Origin of the sequence: Nonomuraea sp. NPDC005501, assembly GCF_040605905.1 — a bacterium.
GTDB lineage: Bacteria > Actinomycetota > Actinomycetes > Streptosporangiales > Streptosporangiaceae > Nonomuraea.
The window spans coordinates 41581-62016 of the sequence record NZ_JBEXDT010000051.1; the positions used below are offsets into that span (position 1 = coordinate 41581).

The following is a 20436-nucleotide window of genomic DNA, read 5'->3' on the forward strand; positions in this document are numbered from 1 at the left end:
CGCCTGACGCGGCCCCCACGCCTGACGCTGCTCAGTCGTCGAGGTCGTCGGCCACCGCCCGCAGCACCTGCGCGAGCTTCTTGGCGTGGGCCGCGTCGGGGTGCTTGCCCCGCTGGTACGAGGTCGAGACGCCGTCGAGCAGCTTGATCAGGTCCTCGACGATGACGACCATCTCGTCCGGCTTCTTCCGCTTGCCCTTGGGCTTGGCCTTGGCGAGGGTGGGCGGCTGTTCGAGGATCCTGACCGAGAGCGCCTGTTGGCCGCGCCGCCCCTCCGCCACGCCGAACTCCACCTTCTGGCCGGGCTTGAGCGGCCCGGCGCCGGCGGGCAGTGCGGAGGAATGCACGAACACCTCACCGCCGTCGTCACGGGTGAGGAAGCCGAACCCCTTGTCGGCGTCGTACCACTTGACCTTGCCACTCGGCACAGGAGGGACCTCGTTCGAGCTGTCGTAAAGGATGAATGGATGTAGGTTATGCCCCCGAGCGCGCCTGGGCGACCGGGTAATTCACGGAGCAATTACACGAGTTCGTCCTGGGGGCGCCAGCCCGCGAACCAGGCGGCGAATTCGGTCAGGTCTCCCAGCGCCACATCGGCTCCGTGATCACGCAGCTCCTCCACCGTGTAGGGGCCCGTCGCGACCGTCACGCTGACGGCCCCGCCCGCCCGCGCGGCCTCGATGTCGGCGACATGGTCACCAACATAGGCGGCGGCGCCGAAGCGCGCGAGAGCCGTTCCCTTGGCGGCCCCGAACACCGACCCCACGACCTCGTCCACCTCGAACCCGAGCGAGGTGACCGTGCGCACCGCGTCATGGACGTTCTTGCCGGTCACGACGATGACCCGGCCCCCGCGGGCCCGCACGGCCTCGATCGCCTCCGCCGCCCCGTCCATGGTGGTCGTCATGGGCACGGCCACCTCCGGATAGATCTCCCGGAACAGCGTCGCCACGGCCGGGATCTCCTCCGCCGGGAACCAGTTCGCCAGCTCCGTCTCCAGGGGCGGCCCGAGCCGGGTGACGATGGCGTCACTGTCGATCGGCACGCCCAGCCGCGCCGACACCTCGTCGTAGACGGCCGCGATACCGGAACGCGTATCCGCCAATGTCAGATCCAGATCGAAACCCACCGAAGTCATCACACGCTGCAGGATGCCAAACGCCGCAGAGTTCCCCACAACCGCCCTTGTTGTGCGACGGTGGGGAATGGGCGGAAACGCCATTGTCTTATCGGAGCGACGACCGCTTACGCGCGCCCGGGGAGGCCGCTGTCCGGACCGGACCGGACGCGACCGGCCGTGATGACCGCACTCCTCACCGCGACTACGCTCCTTACCGCGACTACGCTCCTCACCGGAGGTGTCACCGAGGACATGACCAGATCGCCAGCCGCCTCGGCCGGGAGCGGGCCCGCCAGGACCGGGACGCGCCCCGCCGTGAGCACGCGCGAGCGGATCATCGACGAGGCCCTGCGCCTGTTCGCCGAGCGCGGCTACGCCGCGACGTCGGTGGCCGAGATCGAGGCCGCCTCGGGGCTCTCCCCCGGCGCGGGCGGGCTGTACCGCCACTTCAGGTCCAAGTACGAGGTGCTCGCCGCGGCGATCAACGAGCACGCCGCGCGCACCCGCACCCAGGTGGCCGAGAGCCTGGCGGTGCTGGGCGACATGGAGGGGTCCGTCGACCTGGAGGCACGGCTGTCGCGGCTGTGCCGCGCCGGGCTGGCCAAGGTGCGCGAGGAGTCGGAGCTGACCCGGGTCTTCTTCCGCGACCTCAGCCAGTTCCCCGAGCTGGTGGCGGTCGTGCGTGAGGGGCTGCTGCAGCCGATGTTCGACGCCATCACCACGTGGTTCCGCACGCAACCGGAGTACGGCGAGGCGGACGTCGACTGGAGCGGCGTCGCGGCCGTGCTCGGCGGCGCCGTGGTCCACTACCGGATGTTCCAGGAGACGGTGGGCGACGCGCCGGGTCACACCGACAAGGACCAGTTCGTCGCGGCCTGGGTGTGCCTGGCCATGGGCCTCGTGCCAGGTCCCGCGATCCGCCGCTGAGCGTCCGCGCGGCCCCGGCACCCCGATCAGGGGGACATACCATGGCATCGATGGAGTTCACGGAGTGGATCAGGGGCCGCAGCGACGAGCAGCTGCGGGCGCTCGTGTCCGCGCGCCCCGAGCTGATCACTCCCGTCCCCGCCCATCTGGAGGGCCTCGCCGCGCGGGCCGGCAGCCCCTCGGCCATCGGCAGGGCCCTCGACCGCCTCGACCGCTTCACCCTGGCCGTCGTCGAGACGCTGGCCGTACAGGACGGGCCGGTGCCGAAGGAGGCGCTGCGCGACCTGCTCGGCCGCGCGCTGGCCGCCGGCAAGCCCGAGCCGGCGCTGAGCGCCGCGCTCGACCGGCTGCGCGACCTCGCCCTCGTGTACGGCACCGACGGCGCTCTCGACCTGGCCCCCGGCGTGCGCAAGGCGCTCGACGACCCGGCCGGCCTGGGGCCGCCCGTCGCCGAGGTCTTCCGGCACCACCCACCCGAGCAGCTCGGCGAGCTGGCCGACGACATCGCCCCCGGCACCACCGGCACGGGCAAGGACCGGCTGGCCGTGGCGCTCGCCGAGCCGGGCAAGCTCGTCGAGGAGGTCTCCGGCGAGGCCCGTGCGGCGCTCGACCAGCTCGCCTGGGGCCCGGCGACGGGACGGGTGCCCAACGCCCGCCGCGAGGTGCGCGTCGAGTCGGCCCGCTCCCCCATCGAGGAGCTGCTGGCCCGCGGGCTGCTGGCCGCCACCGGCGAGGAGAGCGTGACGCTGCCCCGCGAGGTGGGCCTGCACCTGCGCGGCGGCCGGATCCACCGCGACCTGCTCGCCACGCCCCCCGCCCTGGAGGGGACGGCACGCGACCAGGAGCTGGCCGACCGCACCGCGGCCGGGCAGGCGTTCACGTTCGTCCGGGTGGTCGAGGAGCTGTGCGAGCGCTGGAGCGTCGCGCCGCCCGGCGTGCTGCGCACCGGCGGGCTCGGCGTCCGCGACATGAAACGCGCCGCGACGGAGCTGGACGTGCCCGAGTGGACGGCGGCGCTGGCCGTGGAGGTCGCGCACGCGGCGGGGCTCGTCGCCACCGGCGGCGGCGTGGACGGCGAATGGCTGCCGACCACCGGCTACGACCTGTGGCGGGTGCGGCCGACGGCCGACCGGTGGGTGACGCTCGCGCTCACGTGGCTGCACATGGACCGCCTGCCCGGCCTGGTCGGGGAGCGCGACGAGCGGGACCGGCCGCTCAACGCCCTCCATCCCGACCTGCGCAGGACGGCCGCGCCGGTGGTGCGGGCGGCGGCGCTCGGCGTGCTCGCCACGGCGCCCGGCCTGGCCCCCACGCGGGAGTCGGTGCTCGACCGGCTGGCCTGGGAGCAGCCGCGCCGCCGGGGGCCGCTGCGGGAGCAGCTCGTCGAGTTCGCGCTGCGCGAGGCCGAGCAGATCGGTGTGACCGGTCTCGGCGTGCTGTCCGCCCACGGGCGCGCCCTGCTGTCCGCCTCGCCGAAGGGCGCCACGGCGGACAAGACAGTGGACAAGACGGCGGACAAGACGGGGGCCAGGAAGGCCGCCAAGGCGGCTGCCGATCCGGCCGCCGTGCTCGCGCCGCTGCTGCCCGAGCCGGTGGACCACGTCCTCCTCCAGGCCGACCTCACCGCCGTCGCGCCCGGCCCGCTGACCAGCGAGCTCAACCGCTGGATGACGCTCGCCGCCGATGTCGAGTCCAAGGGCGGCGCGACCGTCTACCGGTTCAGCGACGCCTCCGTCCGGCGCGCGCTGGACGCCGGGCAGGGCGCCGACGAGCTGCTGGCCGCCCTGGAGCGCCACTCCGCCACTCCGGTGCCGCAGGCGCTGTCGTACCTGGTCGCCGACGTGGCGCGGCGCCACGGCCGCATCCGGGTGGGCACGGCCGGCGCGTACGTCCGGTGCGACGACCCGGCCCTGCTCGATCAGATCACCGCCGACCGCCGCTCCGCGTCGCTGCGGCTGCGCCGGCTCGCGCCGACGGTCATCGCCTCGCGCACCTCCCGGGCCGCGCTGGTCGACTCCCTGCGCGCCATGGGGTACGCGCCCGTCGCCGAGTCGCTGGACGGCGACGTCATCGTCTCCCGGCTCGACGGCCGGCGCAGCGAGGGCCCGGCCCAGGCCCGGCCCGTGCCGGTCGCCAACGGCCTCGACCCCGAGGTGGCCGGGGCGGCCGTCCGCGCGCTGCGGGCCGGCGACGCCGCGCACCTGTCCCGCCGCGAGCCGGTCGCCGCGCCGGGCGGCACGGTCCCGCGCGGCCCGGCGACGACCACCATCACCGCCCTCCAGGACGCCATCAAGCAGGGAGTCCGCGTATGGATCGGTTACCTCGACTCGCAGGGCAACGCCACGTCCCGCATTCTCGAACCCGCCCGGATGGAGGGCGGCTACCTGACGGCGTACGACGAGACCAGGGCGGCCGTGCACCGCTTCGCCCTGCACCGCATCACCGGAGTCGCCGGACTGTCCTGACAACCCTTGACTCGGGGACGATGATCGCGCGAGGTTGGAGACCGTGAGTATGCGAAAGACCGCGCCCCGGCCGGGCGAGGCGAGGAGGCGCCGTGGGTGAGCTGACACTGGGCCGGCTGGCCGAGGAGGCATGGAACAGGTTCGACGACCACGACGCGGTGTTCTACGACGGCGTCTGGCACCGCGGTCACGCGCTGGCCGAGCGGGCGCGGCGGGTCTGCGGCGGGTTCGTCGAGGCGGGGATCAGGCCGGGCGACCGGGTCGCCGTGATGATGGCCAACTCGCCGGACGTGGCGGTGATCTACCAGGCGCTGTGGGCGGCGGGCGCCGTCGTGACGCCGGTGGTGTCGCTGGTGGGCGCCGCCGAGCTGCGGCACATCCTGACCGACAGCGGCGCCTCCGCCATCGTGACCTCCCCCGAGCTGCTGGCCACCGTGGAGGAGGCCGGCGTCGGCGTCCGCACGTTCGTCGACACCGCCGAGCTGCGGGAGGCGGACGAGCACGGGCCGGTGCCGCGCGAGCCCGGCGACCTGGCCGCGCTCATGTACACGGGCGGCACCACCGGCAGGGCCAAGGGCGTCATGCTCAGCCATCGCGGCCTCTGGCAGGTGGCCAGGGACGCCTTCGAGATGTCCCACCAGGAGGGCCTGGACCGGGCCATCGTGCCGGTGCCGCTCTCCCACGCGTACGGATTGATCGTCACGGTCGCCTGGATGCACGCGACGACGCCGCAGCAGGCGGTGCTGATGCGCTGGTTCGACCCCAAGGTGTTCCTGTCACTGGCCGCCGAGCAGCGCGTCCAGTACGGCACGGTCGTGCCCGCGATGCTGCACCTGCTGCTGGCCGAGCCGCTGGAGTCGCATCCGCTGCCCGACCTCAAGTTCCTCACGTGCGGGGCGGCCCCGCTGGGGCGCGAGGCGCTGGCGGAGTTCGAGCGCCGGATGCCGGGCACCCAGATCCTGGAGGGCTACGGGCTGACCGAGACCAGCGCGGTCACCACGTTCAACCCGCCGGGCCGGCGGCGGGCGGGCAGCGTCGGCCTGCCGCTGGCCGGCTACGAGATCGCGATCCGCGACTCCTCCGGCGAGGAGGTCGAGTGCGGCGACGTGGGCGAGATCTGCGTGCGCGGCGAGTCGCTGATGCTGGGCTACTGGGGAGAGCTCGCGCACGATCCGGACGGCACCGCGCTGGCCGATGGGGAGCTGCGCACGGGCGACATCGGCTGCGTCGACGACGACGGCTACCTCTACGTCGTGGACCGGAAGAAGGATTTGATCATCCGGGGCGGGTTCAACGTCTTCCCGCGGGACGTGGAGGCCGCGCTGAACGAGCATCCCGAGGTGGTCATGTGCGGCGTGGTCGGCCGCCCGGACCCGCGCGTGGGCGAGGAGGTCGTGGCGTTCGTGCAGCTCATGACGGACGCCACGGTGACGGCCGCCGAGCTGATCGCATGGGCGCGGCAGCGGGTCGGGCGGGTCAAGTACCCGCGCGAGGTCGTCTTCGTGGACTCGGTCCCGGTGACGAGCGTGCTCAAGCTGGACCGCAAGGCCCTGCGCGCCCGCCTTCCCTGATCGCGTCCCCGGTGGTCTGACCGACATGTCGTGATAGATGTTGACCTCCTAGGAGGTGAACATGAGCCACCCGAGCCCGCCGGGCGACCGGCCGTACGAGCAGCACCCGCCGTACGAGCAGCACGAGCAGCACCCGCCGTACGAGCCGTACGGCGGCCCCTACGGACAGCGGCCCCCGCCCGGCTACGGCCCAGGCCCGTACTACGGCCCCCCGCCGCCCCGGGGCGGCGGGGTGAACGCCGCCGCCCTCGTCGCGCTCATCCTGAACCTGCTGTCGATCGTCTCCTGCTGCAACATCCTCGCCATCCCCGGCTCGATCCTGGCCGGGCTCGCGCTGCGCGCCGACACCCCGCCGGACCGTGCCCGCGGCATGCTCGCGTGGAGCTGGACCCTGTTCGGTCTCGGCTTCGTGCTCGCCGTCGGCGTGTTCGTCCTCCTCGGTGTCAACGGCTACCTGGACGACTGACCGGCGGTTTTCGCCGTTCGGGGACTGTTCCGGGCTCCGGATGTGTTGGATAGGCGTCAACCGGAGGAAGGATGTCCGTGAACGACGGCCCGCTCATCGTCCAGTCGGACAAGACTCTGCTGCTCGAAGTCGACCATGCCAAGGCCGACGAGTGCCGCAAGGCCATCGCGCCGTTCGCCGAGCTCGAACGCGCGCCCGAACACGTGCACACCTACCGCGTCACCCCGCTCGCGCTGTGGAACGCCCGAGCCGCGGGCCACGACGCCGAGCAGGTGATCGACGCCCTCATCAGCCACAGCCGCTACCCCGTCCCCCACGCGCTGCTGGTCGACGTCGCGGAGACCATGGCCAGGTACGGCCGGCTCCGCCTGGAGAAGGACCCGGTCCACGGCCTGGTCCTGACCTCCAGCGACCGGGCCGTGCTGGAGGAGGTGCTGCGCTCCAAGAAGATCCAGCCGATGCTGGGCGAGCGGCTCGGCGCCGACTCGGTGGCCGTCCATCCGAGCGACCGCGGCAACGTCAAGCAGGCGCTGCTCAAGCTCGGCTGGCCGGCCGAGGATCTGGCCGGCTACGTGGACGGCGAGGCCCACCCGATCGACCTGGCTCAGGACGGCTGGAACCTGCGGCCCTACCAGCAGGAGGCGGCCGACGCGTTCTGGCACGGCGGCTCCGGCGTGGTGGTGCTGCCCTGCGGCGCCGGCAAGACGATCGTCGGCGCGGCGGCCATGGCCCACGCCCGCGCCACGACGCTGATCCTGGTCACCAACACGGTGAGCGCCCACCAGTGGAAGCAGGAGCTGATCAAGCGGACCTCGCTCACCGAGGACGAGATCGGCGAGTACTCCGGCTCGAAGAAGGAGATCCGGCCGGTCACCATCGCCACCTACCAGGTGATGACGACCCGCCGGAAGGGCGTCTACAGCCACCTGGAGCTGTTCGACGCGCGCGACTGGGGCCTGATCGTCTACGACGAGGTCCACCTGCTGCCCGCGCCGATCTTCCGGATGACCGCCGACCTTCAGGCCCGCCGCCGCATCGGCCTGACCGCGACGCTCGTGCGCGAGGACGGCCGCGAGGGCGACGTCTTCTCCCTGATCGGGCCGAAGCGCTACGACGCGCCGTGGAAGGAGATGGAGAACCAGGGCTGGATCGCCCCGGCCGACTGCGTCGAGGTGCGGGTGACGCTCTCCGACGAGGAGCGGCTGGCGTACGCGATGGCCGAGTCGGAGGAGCGCTACCGCTTCTGCGCCACCACGCCGTCCAAGACGCGGGTCACCGAGGCGCTGGTCCGCCGTCACCTGGGCGAGCAGGTGCTGGTCATCGGCCAGTACATCGACCAGCTCGACGAGCTGGGCGAGCACCTCAACGCGCCGGTCATCAAGGGCGAGACCAGGATCAAGGAGCGCGAGCGCCTCTACCAGGCGTTCCGTGACAAGGAGATCCAGGTGCTGGTGGTGTCCAAGGTGGCCAACTTCTCGATCGACCTGCCGGAGGCGGCGGTGGCGATCCAGGTGTCAGGCACGTTCGGCTCGCGCCAGGAGGAGGCGCAGCGGCTCGGCCGGGTGCTGCGGCCCAAGGCCGACGGCGGCGGGGCGCGGTTCTACACGGTGGTCAGCCGCGACACGGTCGACCAGGAGTTCGCGGCGCACCGCCAGAGGTTCCTGGCCGAGCAGGGGTACGCGTACCAGATCATCGACGCGGACGACGTGCTGGGCGGGGTGTGAGGCTCATGGGCCTCAATGGCCTCACGGGCCTCACCGGCTGATGACCCGGCCGCTGCGCGGCCGGGCACCGGTGTCCGTCACGTCCACGAGACTCCGCGGGCCGTCGACAATCGAACCACCCCCCTCTGCGTGCGATCCGCCGCCGTAGCCGAACCGCTGGCGACATACCCCCATGATCGGGCAAACCCACCTGATATGCCCCAATTTCTTAGTTTTGCCAGCCTTCTTCCAGGTTGATTACCCGGCCAGCATGCCGCCCAGGAACAGCACTCCCTCGGCGGCGATCCAGGCCGCCACACCCGCCCCCATGAGCCAGGTGAACGCGCGCGAATCACGCCTGGTCGTCGGGATCAGCCACGCCCCGGCCGTGCAGCACGCCGCCAGGACCGCGAACAGTCCCGACACCGTCGAGACCGCGTCCAGCCGCTGCGTGCAGACCTCGGACCGGCCGCCCGAGCAGAACGCCTCCGTGCCCCAACCGGCGAACACCGACAATCCCCACAACGCGGCCAGCAGGAAGCTGGCGATGGTCGGGATGATCGGCGAGAAGCGAAGCTGAACGCGTCCCACGCCCTGTGCCTACCCCGGGTAAATCCATTGGAAGCATGCCGGAGCCCCCACTAAACTGTCCGGCTCGCTACCTTGCATGACCACCACCACCGCCGACGCTCCTCAGGGAGGCGCTTCCGCATGCCCGCACACCAGCTGGCCCCCGACATACCCGACGCCCCCGCCGACGTGCTCGCCGCCGAGCAGGCCCACCTGGCCGAGTCGCGGACGGCGCTGCGCGCGATGCGCACCCATGCCCAGTCCCTGTCGGCCGACGCGGCCGGCGACTGGGTCTCCCAGCAGGTCCTCCAGGGCCTGCTCGACCAGCGGGTGGCCGCCCTGGCCGACCACCCCGACACTCCGCTGTTCTTCGGCCGCCTCGACCGCGCCGGCGACGACGACCTGCCCTCCACCATCTACGTCGGCCGCCGCCACGTCCACGACGGCACGAGCCGCCCCCTCGTCATCGACTGGCGGGCGCCGGTGTCCCGCGCGTTCTACCAGGCCAGTCCCGCCGAGCCCATGGGCGTCGTACGGCGGCGCCGCTTCGGCTATCACGGCGGCGCGCTCACCGCGTACGAGGACGAGCCGCTGGCCGAGGGCGGTGAGATCGGGCCGTCCCGGATCCTCACCGACGAGATCGAGCGCCCGCGCACCGGCCCGATGCGTGACATCGTCGCCACGATCCAGCCCGACCAGGACGAGATCGTCCGCTCCACGCTGGCCCAGACCGTGTGCGTCCAGGGGGCGCCCGGCACCGGGAAGACGGCCGTGGGCCTGCACCGGGCCGCCTACCTGCTGTTCACCCACCGCGAGCGGCTGGCCCGGTCCGGCGTGATGATCGTCGGGCCGAACCGGGCGTTCCTGTCCTACATCTCCTCCGTGCTGCCCGCGCTCGGCGAGGTCAAGGTGGACCAGACGACGGTCGCCGGGCTGCTCGGCGAGCACGCCACCCCCGAGGACCCCGAGGTGGCGGCGCTCAAGGGCGACGCGCGCATGGCCAAGGTCCTCCACCGCGCCCTGTGGCTGCACGTCGTCAAGCCCGAGGAGGGCGTGGTCTTCACCAAGGGCGCCTACCGCTTCCGGGTGGCCGACCACGAGGTCCGCGAGATCGTCGCCTCCCTGCGCGGCACGACCCGCTACGCGCCCGGCCGGGCCGCGCTGGCGCAGCGCCTCGCGCACCAGGTGCTGGTCCGCATGGAGCAGCGGGGCGAGTCGCCCGACGACCGGGTGCAGGACGCCGTGGCGCGCTCCAAGCCGGTGCGGCAGCTCGTCGACGCGGTCTGGCCCAAGCTGACGCCCGAGCAGGTGCTCTTCCGGCTGCTGTCCGACCCGGAGTTCCTGGCCCGCGCCGCCAAGGCCGACCTGTCGCCCGAGGAGCAGCAGCGGCTGCTCTGGCCCAAGCCGTACCGGGGATGGAAGTCGGCGAAGTGGTCGGCGGCCGACGCCGCGCTGCTCGACGAGCTCGCCGACCTCATGGAGCGCACGCCGTCGCTCGGCCACCTGGTCGTGGACGAGGCCCAGGACCTGTCGGAGATGCAGCTGCGCGCGCTCGGCCGCCGCTGCCGCAACGGCTCGGCCACCGTCCTCGGCGACCTGGCCCAGGGCACCACGCCCTGGTCGGCCACCACGTGGGAGGCCGTGCTGGCACACCTCGGGCAGGAGGGCGAGGTCACGGAGCTGACCCTCGGCTTCCGCGTGCCTCGCGAGGTGCTCGACTACGCCGCCCGCCTGCTGCCCTCCATCGCGCCCGGCCTGGCCGTGCCCCGCTCGCTGCGTCCCGGCGCGGGCTCCCTGAGCGTACGGCAGGGCGGCGACCTGGTCACGGCCGTCCGTGACGCGCTCGGCCGCGAGGGGTCGATCGGCCTCATCGCGCCCGACGCCCTGGTGGCCGAGGTGGCGGGAGCGCTGGCGGAAGCCGGCCTCGCCCACGCCGTCCTCGGGCCCGACTCGACCGAGGAGCACCGGCTGCTGGTGGTGCCCGCGACGCTGGCCAAGGGTCTGGAGTACGACCACGTGATCGTGGTGGAGCCGGCCGACATCGTGGAGGCGGAGCCACGGGGGCTGGCACGGCTGTACGTGGTGCTGACCCGCGCGGTCACCTCGTTGACGGTCGTCCACAGCAAACCGCTGCCGGCGCAGCTCACGGCCTGACGCCGGCCCCGCCCGGGTCGTCGCCGACCGAGTCGGCCCTGATCGGGTCGTTCCCGATCGGGTCGTTCCCGATCGAGCGGAGCAGCCGGTCGGGGACGACGAGGTCCGCGCGGTCCCGGGTGGTGGCGATCAGATCGGCGTTGCGCTGGTCGGTCCCCATCACCCAGGCCACGGCCGCCTCCGGCTCCTTGCCGAACCGCGTGTGGCGGGAGACGAGCCGGCGCACCCGCTCCGTGGAGTCGAGCGCGCAGTACCACACCTCGTCCAGACCGGGCCGCACCCGCGCCCAGTCGCCCTCGTCGAGCAGCAGGTAGTTGCCCTCGGTGATGACGAGCCGGGCGGCCCGGGGCACGGGGATGCTGCCCGCGACCGGCTGCTCCAGGTCCCGCTCGAACGCGGGCGCGTAGACCACATCGTCCTCGTCCTCGCGCAGCCGGCGCAGCAGCGCCGCGTAGCCGGCCGCGTCGAACGTGTCGGGAGCGCCCTTGCGGTCGCGCCGCCCGAGCCGGTCGAGCTCCACGTCGGCCAGGTGGAAGCCGTCCATCGGCACGTGCGCCACCCACTCGGGCGGCCGGCCGGCGGGCGGGGTCTGCCGCAGCGCGCTCACCAGGTGCTCGGCGAGCGTCGACTTGCCCGCTCCGGGCCCGCCGGTGATGCCGAGCAGCGCGCGTCCGCCGCCCCGGACCAGGGAGCGGGCCCGGTCCGCCAGGTCGTCGAGGGTCATCGGGCGCGGCTCGCGTGGAGCTGGCCGCCGATGAACGCGCGGGCGTGGCGGGCCAGGTCCTCCCCGTCCGTCCACAGGTTGCGCCAGATGGCCAGGTCGTTGGACAGGCCGCGCATCACGACCGCCGAGGAGAACGACTCGAACGTGATCGGCCCCTGGTAGCCGATGTCGCCCAGCGCGTGGAAGAACGCGGTGAAGTCGATGTGCCCGGACCCGAGGTAGCCGCGATGGTTCTCACCCACATGGACGTAACCTAGCCGGTCCCCGACCTCGTGGACGGGCCGGACGAGATCCTCCTCCTCGATGTTCATGTGGTACGTGTCGAGGTGGATGAGCACGTTGTCCTCGCCGATGTCGTCGGCCAGGCGGAGCGCGTCGCGGGCGGTGTTGACCACGTTGGTCTCGTACCGGTTGCAGATCTCCAGACCGAGCGTCATGCCCTCCTCGGCGGCCTCCTGGGCCAGGCGGCGCAGCACCGACACCACGTTGCGGCGGCCCGCCTCGGTCAGCGGGTGGCCGTACTTGCCCAGCGCGCTGTAGAGGGCGCCGGTGAAGTGCGTGCCTCCGAGGCCGCGCGTGACGGCGAGGGAGTCGTGCAGCAGCTTCTCGCCGCGTTCGACCACGGCGAGGTCGTCGCTGGAGACGTCGGCGTCGAAGGCGAGGCCGCGCGAGCAGGCCACGCCCAGGCCGGCGGAGCGCAGCGACTCGCGCGCCGCCGCGACGTCGAGGTTCGCCGAGTCGTGCAGGGAGATCTCCAGCAGGTCGAACCCGGCGGCCTTCGTCTTGCCGATGGCGAGGTCCAGCGAGGCTGGACTCGTGTCGCCGACCCATACCAGGGCGTGAACGCCGATCGGGTTGGCCGGGTTGTCGGTGGCCATCGGAGCATGCCTTCTTTCGTTCGGTGGATGTTCTCAGGAGCCGATCGCGCCGGTGACCAGGCCGACGATCTCCTCGCCGGTGGTCTCGGCGGTGCGCCGCCCGCCCACGCAGCGGCCGGCGCGCATGACCCACACCTGCTCGCTGAGCCGCATGACCTGGGCGAAGTTGTGGCTGATGATCAGTACGGCGTGTCCCTCGTCGCGAAGCCGGAAGACGAGCTCCTCGACGCGGGCCGTCTCCTGGACGCCGAGCGCCGCCGTGGGCTCGTCCATGATGACGAGCTTGGAGCTGAAGCCGGCGGCCCGGCAGATGGCGACGGCCTGGCGCTGCCCGCCGGACAGCCGCCGGACGCGCGACCCGACGGCCGGCACGTTGACGGCGAGCGCCGAGACCATCTCGCGGGCCCGGGACTGCATGGCCCGCCGGTCGAGCACGGCGACGGGGCCGAGTTTGCGGACGAGCTCGCGGTTGAGGAACAGGTTCTGCCACACCGTGAGGTCCTCGACGAGGGCCAGGTTCTGGTGGACGGTCTCGATCCCCGCCTCGCGGGCGTCCTCCGGCGAGTGGAAGTCCGTCAGGCGGTCGTCGAAGGCGATGCTTCCGCTGTCCGGCCGGTGGATGCCGGAGATGCAGCGGACCAGCGTCGACTTGCCCGCGCCGTTGTCGCCGACGAGCGCGGTGATCTCGCCGGGCCGCAGCGTGAGCGAGACGTCGACGAGGGCTCGGACGTTGCCGAAGGACAGGGACACGTCCTCGCAGGACAGGAGCACGCCGGGCTGGGGCCGGCCGTTCTGCTGCTGGTCGGTCATTTTTGGAACCTCATGAGGAGCGCGGCCAGCACCACGACGATGCCGACGGCGAGCGGCTGGTAGAACTGCGAGACGCCGAGCAGGGTGAGCCCGTTGACCAGGGCGATCAGCAGCAGGGCGCCGAAGATCGGCCCGATGATGGTGCCCCGGCCGCCGAAGAGGCTGACCCCGCCGAGCACCACCGCGGCCACCGAGTTGAGCAGGAAGGCCGTGTTGGCGGCGGGCTCGGCCGCGCCGATCCGGCCGACCAGCAGGATCGCGCCCAGCCCGGCGAGCAGGCCGCTGATCAGGTAGACGGCGATCTTGATGCGGGCGGTGCTGATGCCCATGGCCGTCGCCGACTCGGGCGAGCCGCCGGTGGCGAGCAGGTGGGTGCCGAAGCGGGTGTGGAAGAGCGCCACGTGCGCCACCACGGCGACCACCAGCGCGATGACGAACGACCAGCCGAAGATCCCGATGCCGCTCGTGGACAGGCGCAGGAGCAGCGGGTCGATGACGGTGACCGGCTTGCCGTCGGACAGGATCAGGGCGAGCCCGGAGGCCGCCGACAGCATGCCGAGGGTCACGATGAAGTCCGCGATCTTCCCCCAGGCGACGATGATCCCGTTGACGGCGCCGGCCACCGCCGCGGCGACCACGGCCAGCAGCGACGCCATCCCGATCCCCAGCCCGGCCGCGTACGCCTGGCCGAAGACGACCGCGCCGAGCGTCATCACGGAGGCGATCGACAGGTCGATGCCCGCGGTGGCGATCACGAACGTCTGCCCCACCGCCAGGATGATGAGGATGGCCGCGGCCACGAGCATCGAGGCGATGTTGCCGGGGCTGAGGAACGTCGGGTTGAGCGCCTGAAAGACGATCACCAGGACGATCAGCCCGACCAGGGCGGCCCATTCCGCCCAGAACCCGGCGTCCTTCAGCCGGTGCGACCAGCTCTGTCCTTCACCGGCCCTCAGCGTGGTGGTGTTGGTCATGAAGGTCTCTCCTCCGCGGATGCGTCGCGGCTACTTGGTGAGAGCCTTGAACGGATCGTTGTACGGTCCGAACGGCTTGGGCGTGGACGCGAGCGCCTGCGCGGCGTTGTCCTTGGTGACGAGCTCCACCGGGGCCGCGACGCCGGCGGGCAGCGTCTTGCCGCTCACCGCGGCCTGGCACGCCTCGACGCCCATCATCCCGATGGTGTACGGGTACTGGGCGACGGTGCCGTCCAGCGTGCCCGCCTTGACGGCCTCCAGCGCGTCCTTGATGCCGTCGACGCTGATGACCTTCACCTTGCCGGTCTTGCCCGCGTCGGCGATGGCGCGGGACACGCCGAGCCCCATGTCGTCATTGGCGACGAAGAAGCCCGCCAGGTCCGGGTGCGCCCGCAGCACGTTGGTGGCGGCGGTGAGGGCGGTCTGCCGGTCCCAGTCGGCGGCGACGGTCTGCACCACCTTGAGGTTCGGGCCGATGCCCTGCTGGAAGCCCTCGATCCGGGCGCCGCTGGTCACGTCGCCGGCGATGCCGCCGATGGCCGCGACCGGTCCGCCGGAGGGCAGCAGCTCGGTCATCCGCTGCCCGGCCATCTTGCCGGCCGCCCTGTTGTCCGTGCCGACGTACGTGGCGAGCTTGACGTTCGCGCTCTTGGCCGCCGTCGGGTCGACGGGACTGTCGATGTTGACGATGGGCTTGTTGAGCGCGGACAGCTTGGCGAGGCCCTGGATGAGGTTCGTGCCGGAGATCGGGTTGACGATGTAGCAGGCGAAGTCCTGGCCGGCCAGGCCGTTGAGCTTGTCCGCCTGCCCGGTGGTGTCGGTGATGGCGTTGGCGGCCTGCACGGTGACGGACACCCCGGCGGTGTGGGCCTGGTCGTCGATGCCCTGCTTCATCGTCTGGAAGAACGGGTTGTCGAGGCCCTTGATGACCGCGGCCATGTTCTGAGGCTCGGCTTCGGCGGCGGCCTGCGTGTCGCCGACCACGGTTCGGGTGGCCGGGCCGGAGCCGCACGATCCCAGTACGAGCGCGCCGGCGGCCGCGATCGCACCGACTGCCGCCACGCGACGGCCTCTGGCGTTGGCATACATCGGTTGTCCCTTTCCGCGTTGATGTCCAGACCGTAATCCCCGCTTCTAACGCCTGGCAACCCTTCTTTCGACTTTTTCTGACGAAAGATGCGTGACTTACGAGCAGTCACCGTCATAGCTACAGTGGTGCTATGACGACCACAGGCCCCATCGCACCGAGGATGGGGGTGAGCAGCGGCGAGATCCTCGGCCTGTTCCGCGACGAGCCCGACGGGCTGACCAAGGCCGACGTGGTGCGCCTGACCGGCCTCTCCCGCACCACGGTCAACCAGCGCCTCGACGGGCTGCTCGCCGCCGGCCTGCTGGTGCCGGGCCCGGAGGAGGCGAGGACGCGCGGCCGCCCGGCCGGCCAGTTCGTGGTGAACCGCGAGCGCGGCGTGCTGCTCGTCGCCGACATCGGCGCCACCGCGCTGCGGGCCGCCGTGTGCGACCTCGGCGGCAACGTCCGCATCGAGCGGGAGGCCCGCGCCGACGTCACCTCGGGCCCGCAGAGCATCCTCACGATCGTGGACAAGCTGTTCGCCGAGGTCCTGGACGACGCCGGTCAGACGCCCGACGCGGTGCTCGGCATCGGGCTCGACGTGCCGGGGCCGGTCGACTTCACGTCCGGACGGGTGATCAGCCCACCGATCATGACCGGCTGGGACCGCTTCGACATCCCCGGCTGGTTCGCCGACCAGTACTCCTGCCCCGTACTCGTCGACAAGGACGTCAACGCCATGGCGTACGGCGAGCAGCGCCTGTGCTACCCCGGTGTCCCGCACCTCCTCATGATCAAGATCGGCACCGGCGTGGGCACCGGCCTGATCGCGGGCGGGCAGGTGCACCGGGGCGCCGACGGTGCGGCCGGCGACGTCGGCCACATCCAGGTCACGGTGGACGACCTGAGCGAGCCGCCCGCGTGCCGGTGCGGCAACACCGGCTGCCTGGAGGCGTACGCCGGCGGCTGGGCCCTGGTGCGCGACCTGCGGGAGCAGGGCCGGGAGGTCGCCACCGTGGACGACGCCGTACGCCTGATCCGCGGCGGCGACCCGGTCGCGGTGCGGCTCGCCCGGCGGGCCGCCCGCATCCTCGGGGGCGCCATCGCCGACATGGTCAACCTGTTCAACCCGCGGGTCATCGCGGTCTGCGGCCAGCTCGCCCACACCGACGAGCAGCTCTTCGCCGGCATCCGGGAGATCGTCTACCGGCGGTCGCTGCCGCTCGCCACGCGCAACCTGCAGATCGTCCGCAGCGGCCTCGACCCGCGCGCGGGGGTGCTCGGGCTCGCCCAGCTCCTGGTGGACGGCATCTACTCGCCCGAACGGGTGCAGGAGCTGGTGGACCGCGCCACGACCTGACCGGGGCCCGCGGCGGTGATCGGGGCAGGACAGGCGCTTCTAGGATGTCCGGAGAGACCTCTCAAGGCCGCCAAGCAAGGAGGACACCGTGCCCGCACCTCTGCCGCACGAACACCTGCCGTCGGTCCCCGCGCTCCAGGTGCGCAGCGACGACATCACCGACGGCGAAAGGCTGGGAGACCTCCACGTCTTCAACGACTGGGGCATGACCGGCCAGAACCTGTCGCCCGCGCTGAGCTGGTCCGGCGCGCCGGACGGGACGCGCAGCTACGCCGTCACCTGCTACGACCCGGACGCGCCGACGGGCAGCGGCTTCTGGCACTGGGTGCTGTTCGACATCCCGGCCTCCGTCACGGAGCTGCCCACGGGCGCCGGCACGGGCCCGGAGTTCAAGGGCCTGCCGCAGGGCGCCAGGCACGCCCGCAACGACTACGGCACCAGGGAGTACGGCGGCGCCGCTCCCCCGCCGGGAGACCCGCACCGCTACGTCTACACGGTCCACGCGCTGAGCGTGGACAGCCTGGAGGTGGGCGAGGACGCCAGCCCGGCGGTGGTCGGCTTCAACATCACGGCCAACACGCTCGCCCGCGGCCACATCGTCCCCCATTACGGCGTCTGACCGCTCTTCACGGGCTTCACGGGCTTCACGGGCTTCACGGGCTTCACGGGCTTCACGGCACGACCGGTAAGATCCCCACCCTGTACGGCGAAGCCCGGCAGGCCGCCACCCGCCGACCCTGGCCGAGGGCCTCCAGGAAGACGGCCTCTGACCCGCACGTGGCGAGGCGCCGTGACGGCGCCTCGTGGGCCACCTCCGTGGTGCCCGTCCTTGTTCGACCAACGGCTCAGACGCACCCACGGAGGATTCCGCCCCATGACAGCCACGGCCACACGCTTTCTCTACCTCGCCCGGCACGGAGAGGCTTCGCCGGACGAGAGCGAGCTGACGGTGGCCGGCCGTCGCCAGGCGGTGCTGCTGGGCGAGCGGTTGCGCGACGTGCCGCTCTCGGCCGTCCACCACGGGCCACTGCCCCGGGCGGCGCAGACCGCGGAGCTGGTCGGTGAGCGGCTGGACGGGGTGCCCGTCCGGATGGCGGAGGAGGCGGGTGACTACGTCCCCCACGTGCCGGAGAAGGATGAGCTGCCGCCGGAGGCGGTCGATCGGGTGCTCGGCTTCCTGGCTGAGGTCACCGACGAGGAGCGCGCGCACGGCGCGGCGCTGGCACGGGCGGCGATCCACCGGTTCACTGGCCCGGTCGCGGGGGACGAACCCCGCCACGAGCTGGTCGTGACCCACGCCTTCCTGATCGGCTGGCTCGTGCGGGCCGCGCTCGACGCGCCCCGGTGGCGCTGGTTCGGCCTCAACCACTGCAACGCGGCGCTGACCCTCATCAGGTACACGCCGGGCAGGCCGGCGTCGGTGCTGTTCTTCAACGACACCGCGCACCTGCCGGAGGAGCTCCGCTGGACCGGCTTCCCTCCCGAACTGCGTCCCTGAGCAACGCCCTCTGCCTCCCCGAACCACGCTCCTGAACACGCCCCCCTGCCTCCCCGAACCGCGCTCCTGAGCACGCCCCCTGCCTCGTCCCGCCCGGGTGGAGCCGTTCGCCGCTCCCGCGCGCCGCGGAGGCCGGGCCCGACGTGATGTGCGGTCTTCTTTCCTTCCCGGCAGCCGGTAATGATCGGCGTTTTCCCTACATAGAGGGAGGTGTCCGTACCTACTGCCGGCAAAGGAAGCCTGTCATGGGAACCGCCCGTGCATGACACACGGACGGCCAGATTCGAGGCCGTCTACAAAGCGACATATGGCCAGATCACGGCCTATGCCGCACGCCGCTGCGACTCGCCGCAGGACGCGGCGGACGTGGTGGCCGATACCTTCACCGTCGCCTGGCGGCGCGTGGACGAGCTGCCCGAGGGCGAGCAGGCCACGCTGTGGCTGTTCGGCGTGGCGCGCAAGGTCCTGGCCAACCACCGCCGGGTCGACGGCCGCCGTACCGGCCGCCCGTGGAGCGGCGACGACCGGCCCGGCCACCTCCGCCAGTCGCGCAACCCCCGGCTCGACGCCGAGATGGCCGACCTGTACGGGGGGCGGCCCGACAGCGGGGTCGAGCTGGCCGCGATCGCCCAGGCGTTCCGGAGCCTGCCTGACGACGACCGCGAGCTGCTGTCGCTGGTCGCCTGGGAGGGCCTGGGCCGGGAGGAGATCGCCACGGTGCTCGGCCTGACCCGCAACGCCGTACGCGTCCGGCTCCATCGCGCGCGCAAGCGCTTCGCACGCGCGCTCGCGGAGGCGGACCTCCCCATCACGACGACGAGCCGGCTCCTCCCGGCGGAGAGGCCACGGTGAAGGACATGACCAAGGACACGACGCGGGGCAGGGACCAGATCGACGCCCTGGCGGCGGCGCTGGCCCGGGTCGAGCCAGGTGCGCCCGGCGCCGACCCGTCCGGCGCGGGGGCCCGGACGCTGCTGGCCTCCATCCTCGCGGGCCCGGCCGCGGAGGACCCGCTCGCGGAAGACCCGACCGCAAAGGACCTGAGCGCGGAGGACCTGAGCGCAGAGGGCCTGAGAGCGGAGGACGCGCTCGCGGAGAACCCGGTCGCGGGGCGCTCACCGACGCGCGGGCGCCGGCGCGGGCTCGGACGGCTGGCCGCCGGGCTCGCCGTCGCGGCGGCCCTGGCCGGAGGCATCGTCGTCGGCCCCAGCCTGGTGGAGGACGGCCGCGGTGTGACGGCCTCCTACGCCGTCACCAAGGACGAGCGCGGGATCGTCACCATCCAGGTCCGGGACTTCGGCGACACCGACGGGCTGAGGAGGCGGCTGGAGGAGCTCGGCGTCCCGGCCCTCGTCGACTACGTGCCCGAGGGGAAGCGGTGCCGGGAGCCGCGCGCGGAACACGTGCAGGACATTCCCTCCGGCCTCTACTCCTTGCCCGCGAACATCCCGGGCGAGAAGGGCGGCTGGCAGATGCGCATCGACACCCGGCTGTTCCGGCCCGGCGAGACCTTCGTCTGGACCATCACCCCGCGCCCCGACGGAGGCGGCAGCACCAGCACCATCCTCATGAAGGGCCCGGTGAAGCCCTGCGAGTTCATCCCCGACCGCCTCCCGCTGGAGGAGGTCGACGGCAACGGGCTGCGCCTGGCGACCACCAAGGGCGGCTCGCTCGCCGGTTACCGGGTCGACGAGAAGACCGTCGCCGAGGTGCTTCCGGAACTGCGGAAGCGCGGCCTGAAGGTCACCTTCATGGTCATGTCCGGCCCCGACGGCCTCGGCGAAAGGCACCTTCAGGCCCGGACCAGCCCCCTTGCCACGGTCGGCGACGACTGGGTGGTCTGGGATGCCATGGACATCCGCAAGGGCGAGGTCTGGCTGTGCGTCTCGAAGCAGCGCTACGACCGCAACCCGCTGTACGGCGCCCCCCGCGACGCCGTCATCAAGGACTGAACCCGCTGAACGCGCGAGGGCGGCCCGTCCAGTGCTGGACAGGCCGCCCTTGATGGTGCGTGAGAGTGCTGCGAGAAGGACTTAGAAGTCCATGTCGCCGCCGCCGGGCATACCGGCGGGAGCGGCGGGGTTCTTCTCCGGCTTCTCGGCGATGACGGCCTCGGTGGTGAGGAAGAGCGCCGCGATGGAGGCGGCG

19 protein-coding genes are annotated in these 20436 nt (G+C 72.4%); 11 read left to right on the forward strand and 8 right to left on the reverse strand.

Annotated features, from left to right (window positions below):
• Positions 1–31: 31 nt before the first annotated feature.
• Complete coding sequence (locus ABZS51_RS24055) at positions 32–427, reverse strand: cold-shock protein (protein ID WP_310716281.1); 396 nt, start codon at positions 425–427, stop codon at positions 32–34.
• A 92-nt stretch (positions 428–519) separates the two neighbouring features.
• Positions 520–1137, reverse strand: coding sequence for an HAD family hydrolase (locus ABZS51_RS24060; protein WP_310716367.1), 618 nt, complete (start codon positions 1135–1137; stop codon positions 520–522).
• A gap of 234 nt (positions 1138–1371) precedes the next feature.
• On the opposite strand from ABZS51_RS24060, the gene ABZS51_RS24065 reads away from it, so the two are divergent.
• From ABZS51_RS24065 to ABZS51_RS24085, 5 genes are all read left to right on the forward strand, one after another.
• The gene (locus ABZS51_RS24065) at positions 1372–2046 is read left to right on the forward strand and encodes a helix-turn-helix domain-containing protein (RefSeq protein ID WP_310716283.1); all 675 of its coding nucleotides are present in this window, start codon (positions 1372–1374) and stop codon (positions 2044–2046) included.
• 50 nt (positions 2047–2096) lie between these two features.
• Positions 2097–4511, forward strand: coding sequence for a helicase-associated domain-containing protein (locus ABZS51_RS24070; RefSeq protein WP_355444940.1), 2415 nt, complete (start codon positions 2097–2099; stop codon positions 4509–4511).
• 92 nt (positions 4512–4603) lie between these two features.
• Entirely contained in the window at positions 4604–6082 is a 1479-nt protein-coding gene (locus ABZS51_RS24075) for an AMP-binding protein (protein WP_355444943.1), read from the forward strand.
• 61 nt (positions 6083–6143) lie between these two features.
• Positions 6144–6548, forward strand: a complete 405-nt coding sequence (locus ABZS51_RS24080) for a hypothetical protein (protein ID WP_355444946.1) — start codon at positions 6144–6146, stop codon at positions 6546–6548.
• Between the two features lie 71 nt (positions 6549–6619).
• A complete protein-coding gene (locus tag ABZS51_RS24085; protein WP_310716290.1) occupies positions 6620–8272 on the forward strand; it encodes a DNA repair helicase XPB in 1653 nt (550 codons plus the stop codon).
• A 237-nt stretch (positions 8273–8509) separates the two neighbouring features.
• On the opposite strand, the gene ABZS51_RS24090 is transcribed toward ABZS51_RS24085, so the two are convergent.
• Entirely contained in the window at positions 8510–8842 is a 333-nt protein-coding gene (locus ABZS51_RS24090; protein ID WP_355444950.1) for a hypothetical protein, read from the reverse strand.
• Positions 8843–8962: 120 nt separating this feature from the next.
• Here ABZS51_RS24090 and ABZS51_RS24095 point away from each other — a divergent pair, with 120 nt between their 5' ends.
• Positions 8963–10975 carry an AAA family ATPase gene (locus tag ABZS51_RS24095; RefSeq protein ID WP_355444953.1) on the forward strand — a complete coding sequence of 671 codons (2013 nt, stop codon included), beginning with the start codon at positions 8963–8965 and terminating at the stop codon, positions 10973–10975.
• Here the strand turns inward: ABZS51_RS24095 and ABZS51_RS24100 are convergent.
• From ABZS51_RS24100 to ABZS51_RS24120, 5 genes are read right to left on the reverse strand one after another with little or no spacing between them, the layout of a single operon-like run.
• Positions 10965–11699 (reverse strand): nucleoside/nucleotide kinase family protein, encoded by a 735-nt coding sequence (locus tag ABZS51_RS24100; RefSeq protein ID WP_355444956.1) that lies wholly within the window; start codon positions 11697–11699, stop codon positions 10965–10967. The two genes, ABZS51_RS24095 and ABZS51_RS24100, sit on opposite strands and share 11 nt — an antisense overlap.
• Positions 11696–12577 carry a sugar phosphate isomerase/epimerase gene (locus ABZS51_RS24105; protein ID WP_310716297.1) on the reverse strand — a complete coding sequence of 294 codons (882 nt, stop codon included), beginning with the start codon at positions 12575–12577 and terminating at the stop codon, positions 11696–11698. Before ABZS51_RS24105 ends, ABZS51_RS24100 begins: the two co-directional genes overlap by 4 nt.
• Positions 12578–12610: 33 nt before the next feature.
• Positions 12611–13387: an ATP-binding cassette domain-containing protein gene (locus ABZS51_RS24110; RefSeq protein WP_355444959.1), complete on the reverse strand. Its 777-nt coding sequence runs from the start codon at positions 13385–13387 to the stop codon at positions 12611–12613.
• Entirely contained in the window at positions 13384–14361 is a 978-nt protein-coding gene (locus tag ABZS51_RS24115; protein WP_355444962.1) for an ABC transporter permease, read from the reverse strand. The genes ABZS51_RS24110 and ABZS51_RS24115 overlap by 4 nt, the downstream gene beginning before the upstream one ends.
• Positions 14362–14391: 30 nt before the next feature.
• Positions 14392–15423, reverse strand: a complete 1032-nt coding sequence (locus ABZS51_RS24120) for a substrate-binding domain-containing protein (protein ID WP_355444965.1) — start codon at positions 15421–15423, stop codon at positions 14392–14394.
• A gap of 158 nt (positions 15424–15581) precedes the next feature.
• On the opposite strand from ABZS51_RS24120, the gene ABZS51_RS24125 reads away from it, so the two are divergent.
• The 5 genes from ABZS51_RS24125 to ABZS51_RS24145 all read left to right on the forward strand — a co-directional run bounded on the left by ABZS51_RS24125 (position 15582) and on the right by ABZS51_RS24145 (position 20240).
• A complete protein-coding gene (locus tag ABZS51_RS24125) occupies positions 15582–16790 on the forward strand; it encodes an ROK family protein (protein WP_355444968.1) in 1209 nt (402 codons plus the stop codon).
• Positions 16791–16878: 88 nt separating this feature from the next.
• A complete protein-coding gene (locus ABZS51_RS24130) occupies positions 16879–17409 on the forward strand; it encodes a YbhB/YbcL family Raf kinase inhibitor-like protein (protein ID WP_355444971.1) in 531 nt (176 codons plus the stop codon).
• Positions 17410–17664: 255 nt separating this feature from the next.
• Positions 17665–18288 carry a histidine phosphatase family protein gene (locus ABZS51_RS24135; RefSeq protein ID WP_355444974.1) on the forward strand — a complete coding sequence of 208 codons (624 nt, stop codon included), beginning with the start codon at positions 17665–17667 and terminating at the stop codon, positions 18286–18288.
• Positions 18289–18546: 258 nt separating this feature from the next.
• Positions 18547–19140 carry a sigma-70 family RNA polymerase sigma factor gene (locus ABZS51_RS24140; RefSeq protein ID WP_355444977.1) on the forward strand — a complete coding sequence of 198 codons (594 nt, stop codon included), beginning with the start codon at positions 18547–18549 and terminating at the stop codon, positions 19138–19140.
• A 5-nt stretch (positions 19141–19145) separates the two neighbouring features.
• Positions 19146–20240, forward strand: coding sequence for a hypothetical protein (locus tag ABZS51_RS24145; protein WP_355444980.1), 1095 nt, complete (start codon positions 19146–19148; stop codon positions 20238–20240).
• The last annotated feature ends 196 nt before the right edge of the window (positions 20241–20436 follow it).

Coding starts and splice junctions, on each gene's coding strand:
- ABZS51_RS24110 (WP_355444959.1), bottom strand. CDS start 13,387: ATGACCGACCAGCAGCAGAACGGCCGGCCCCAGCCCGGCGTGCTCCTG.
- ABZS51_RS24100 (WP_355444956.1), bottom strand. CDS start 11,699: ATGACCCTCGACGACCTGGCGGACCGGGCCCGCTCCCTGGTCCGGGGC.
- ABZS51_RS24095 (WP_355444953.1), top strand. CDS start 8,963: ATGCCCGCACACCAGCTGGCCCCCGACATACCCGACGCCCCCGCCGAC.
- ABZS51_RS24145 (WP_355444980.1), top strand. CDS start 19,146: ATGACCAAGGACACGACGCGGGGCAGGGACCAGATCGACGCCCTGGCG.
- ABZS51_RS24115 (WP_355444962.1), bottom strand. CDS start 14,361: ATGACCAACACCACCACGCTGAGGGCCGGTGAAGGACAGAGCTGGTCG.
- ABZS51_RS24135 (WP_355444974.1), top strand. CDS start 17,665: ATGACAGCCACGGCCACACGCTTTCTCTACCTCGCCCGGCACGGAGAG.
- ABZS51_RS24060 (WP_310716367.1), bottom strand. CDS start 1,137: ATGACTTCGGTGGGTTTCGATCTGGATCTGACATTGGCGGATACGCGT.
- ABZS51_RS24085 (WP_310716290.1), top strand. CDS start 6,620: ATGTCCGTGAACGACGGCCCGCTCATCGTCCAGTCGGACAAGACTCTG.
- ABZS51_RS24080 (WP_355444946.1), top strand. CDS start 6,144: ATGAGCCACCCGAGCCCGCCGGGCGACCGGCCGTACGAGCAGCACCCG.
- ABZS51_RS24065 (WP_310716283.1), top strand. CDS start 1,372: ATGACCAGATCGCCAGCCGCCTCGGCCGGGAGCGGGCCCGCCAGGACC.
- ABZS51_RS24125 (WP_355444968.1), top strand. CDS start 15,582: ATGACGACCACAGGCCCCATCGCACCGAGGATGGGGGTGAGCAGCGGC.
- ABZS51_RS24070 (WP_355444940.1), top strand. CDS start 2,097: ATGGAGTTCACGGAGTGGATCAGGGGCCGCAGCGACGAGCAGCTGCGG.
- ABZS51_RS24105 (WP_310716297.1), bottom strand. CDS start 12,577: ATGGCCACCGACAACCCGGCCAACCCGATCGGCGTTCACGCCCTGGTA.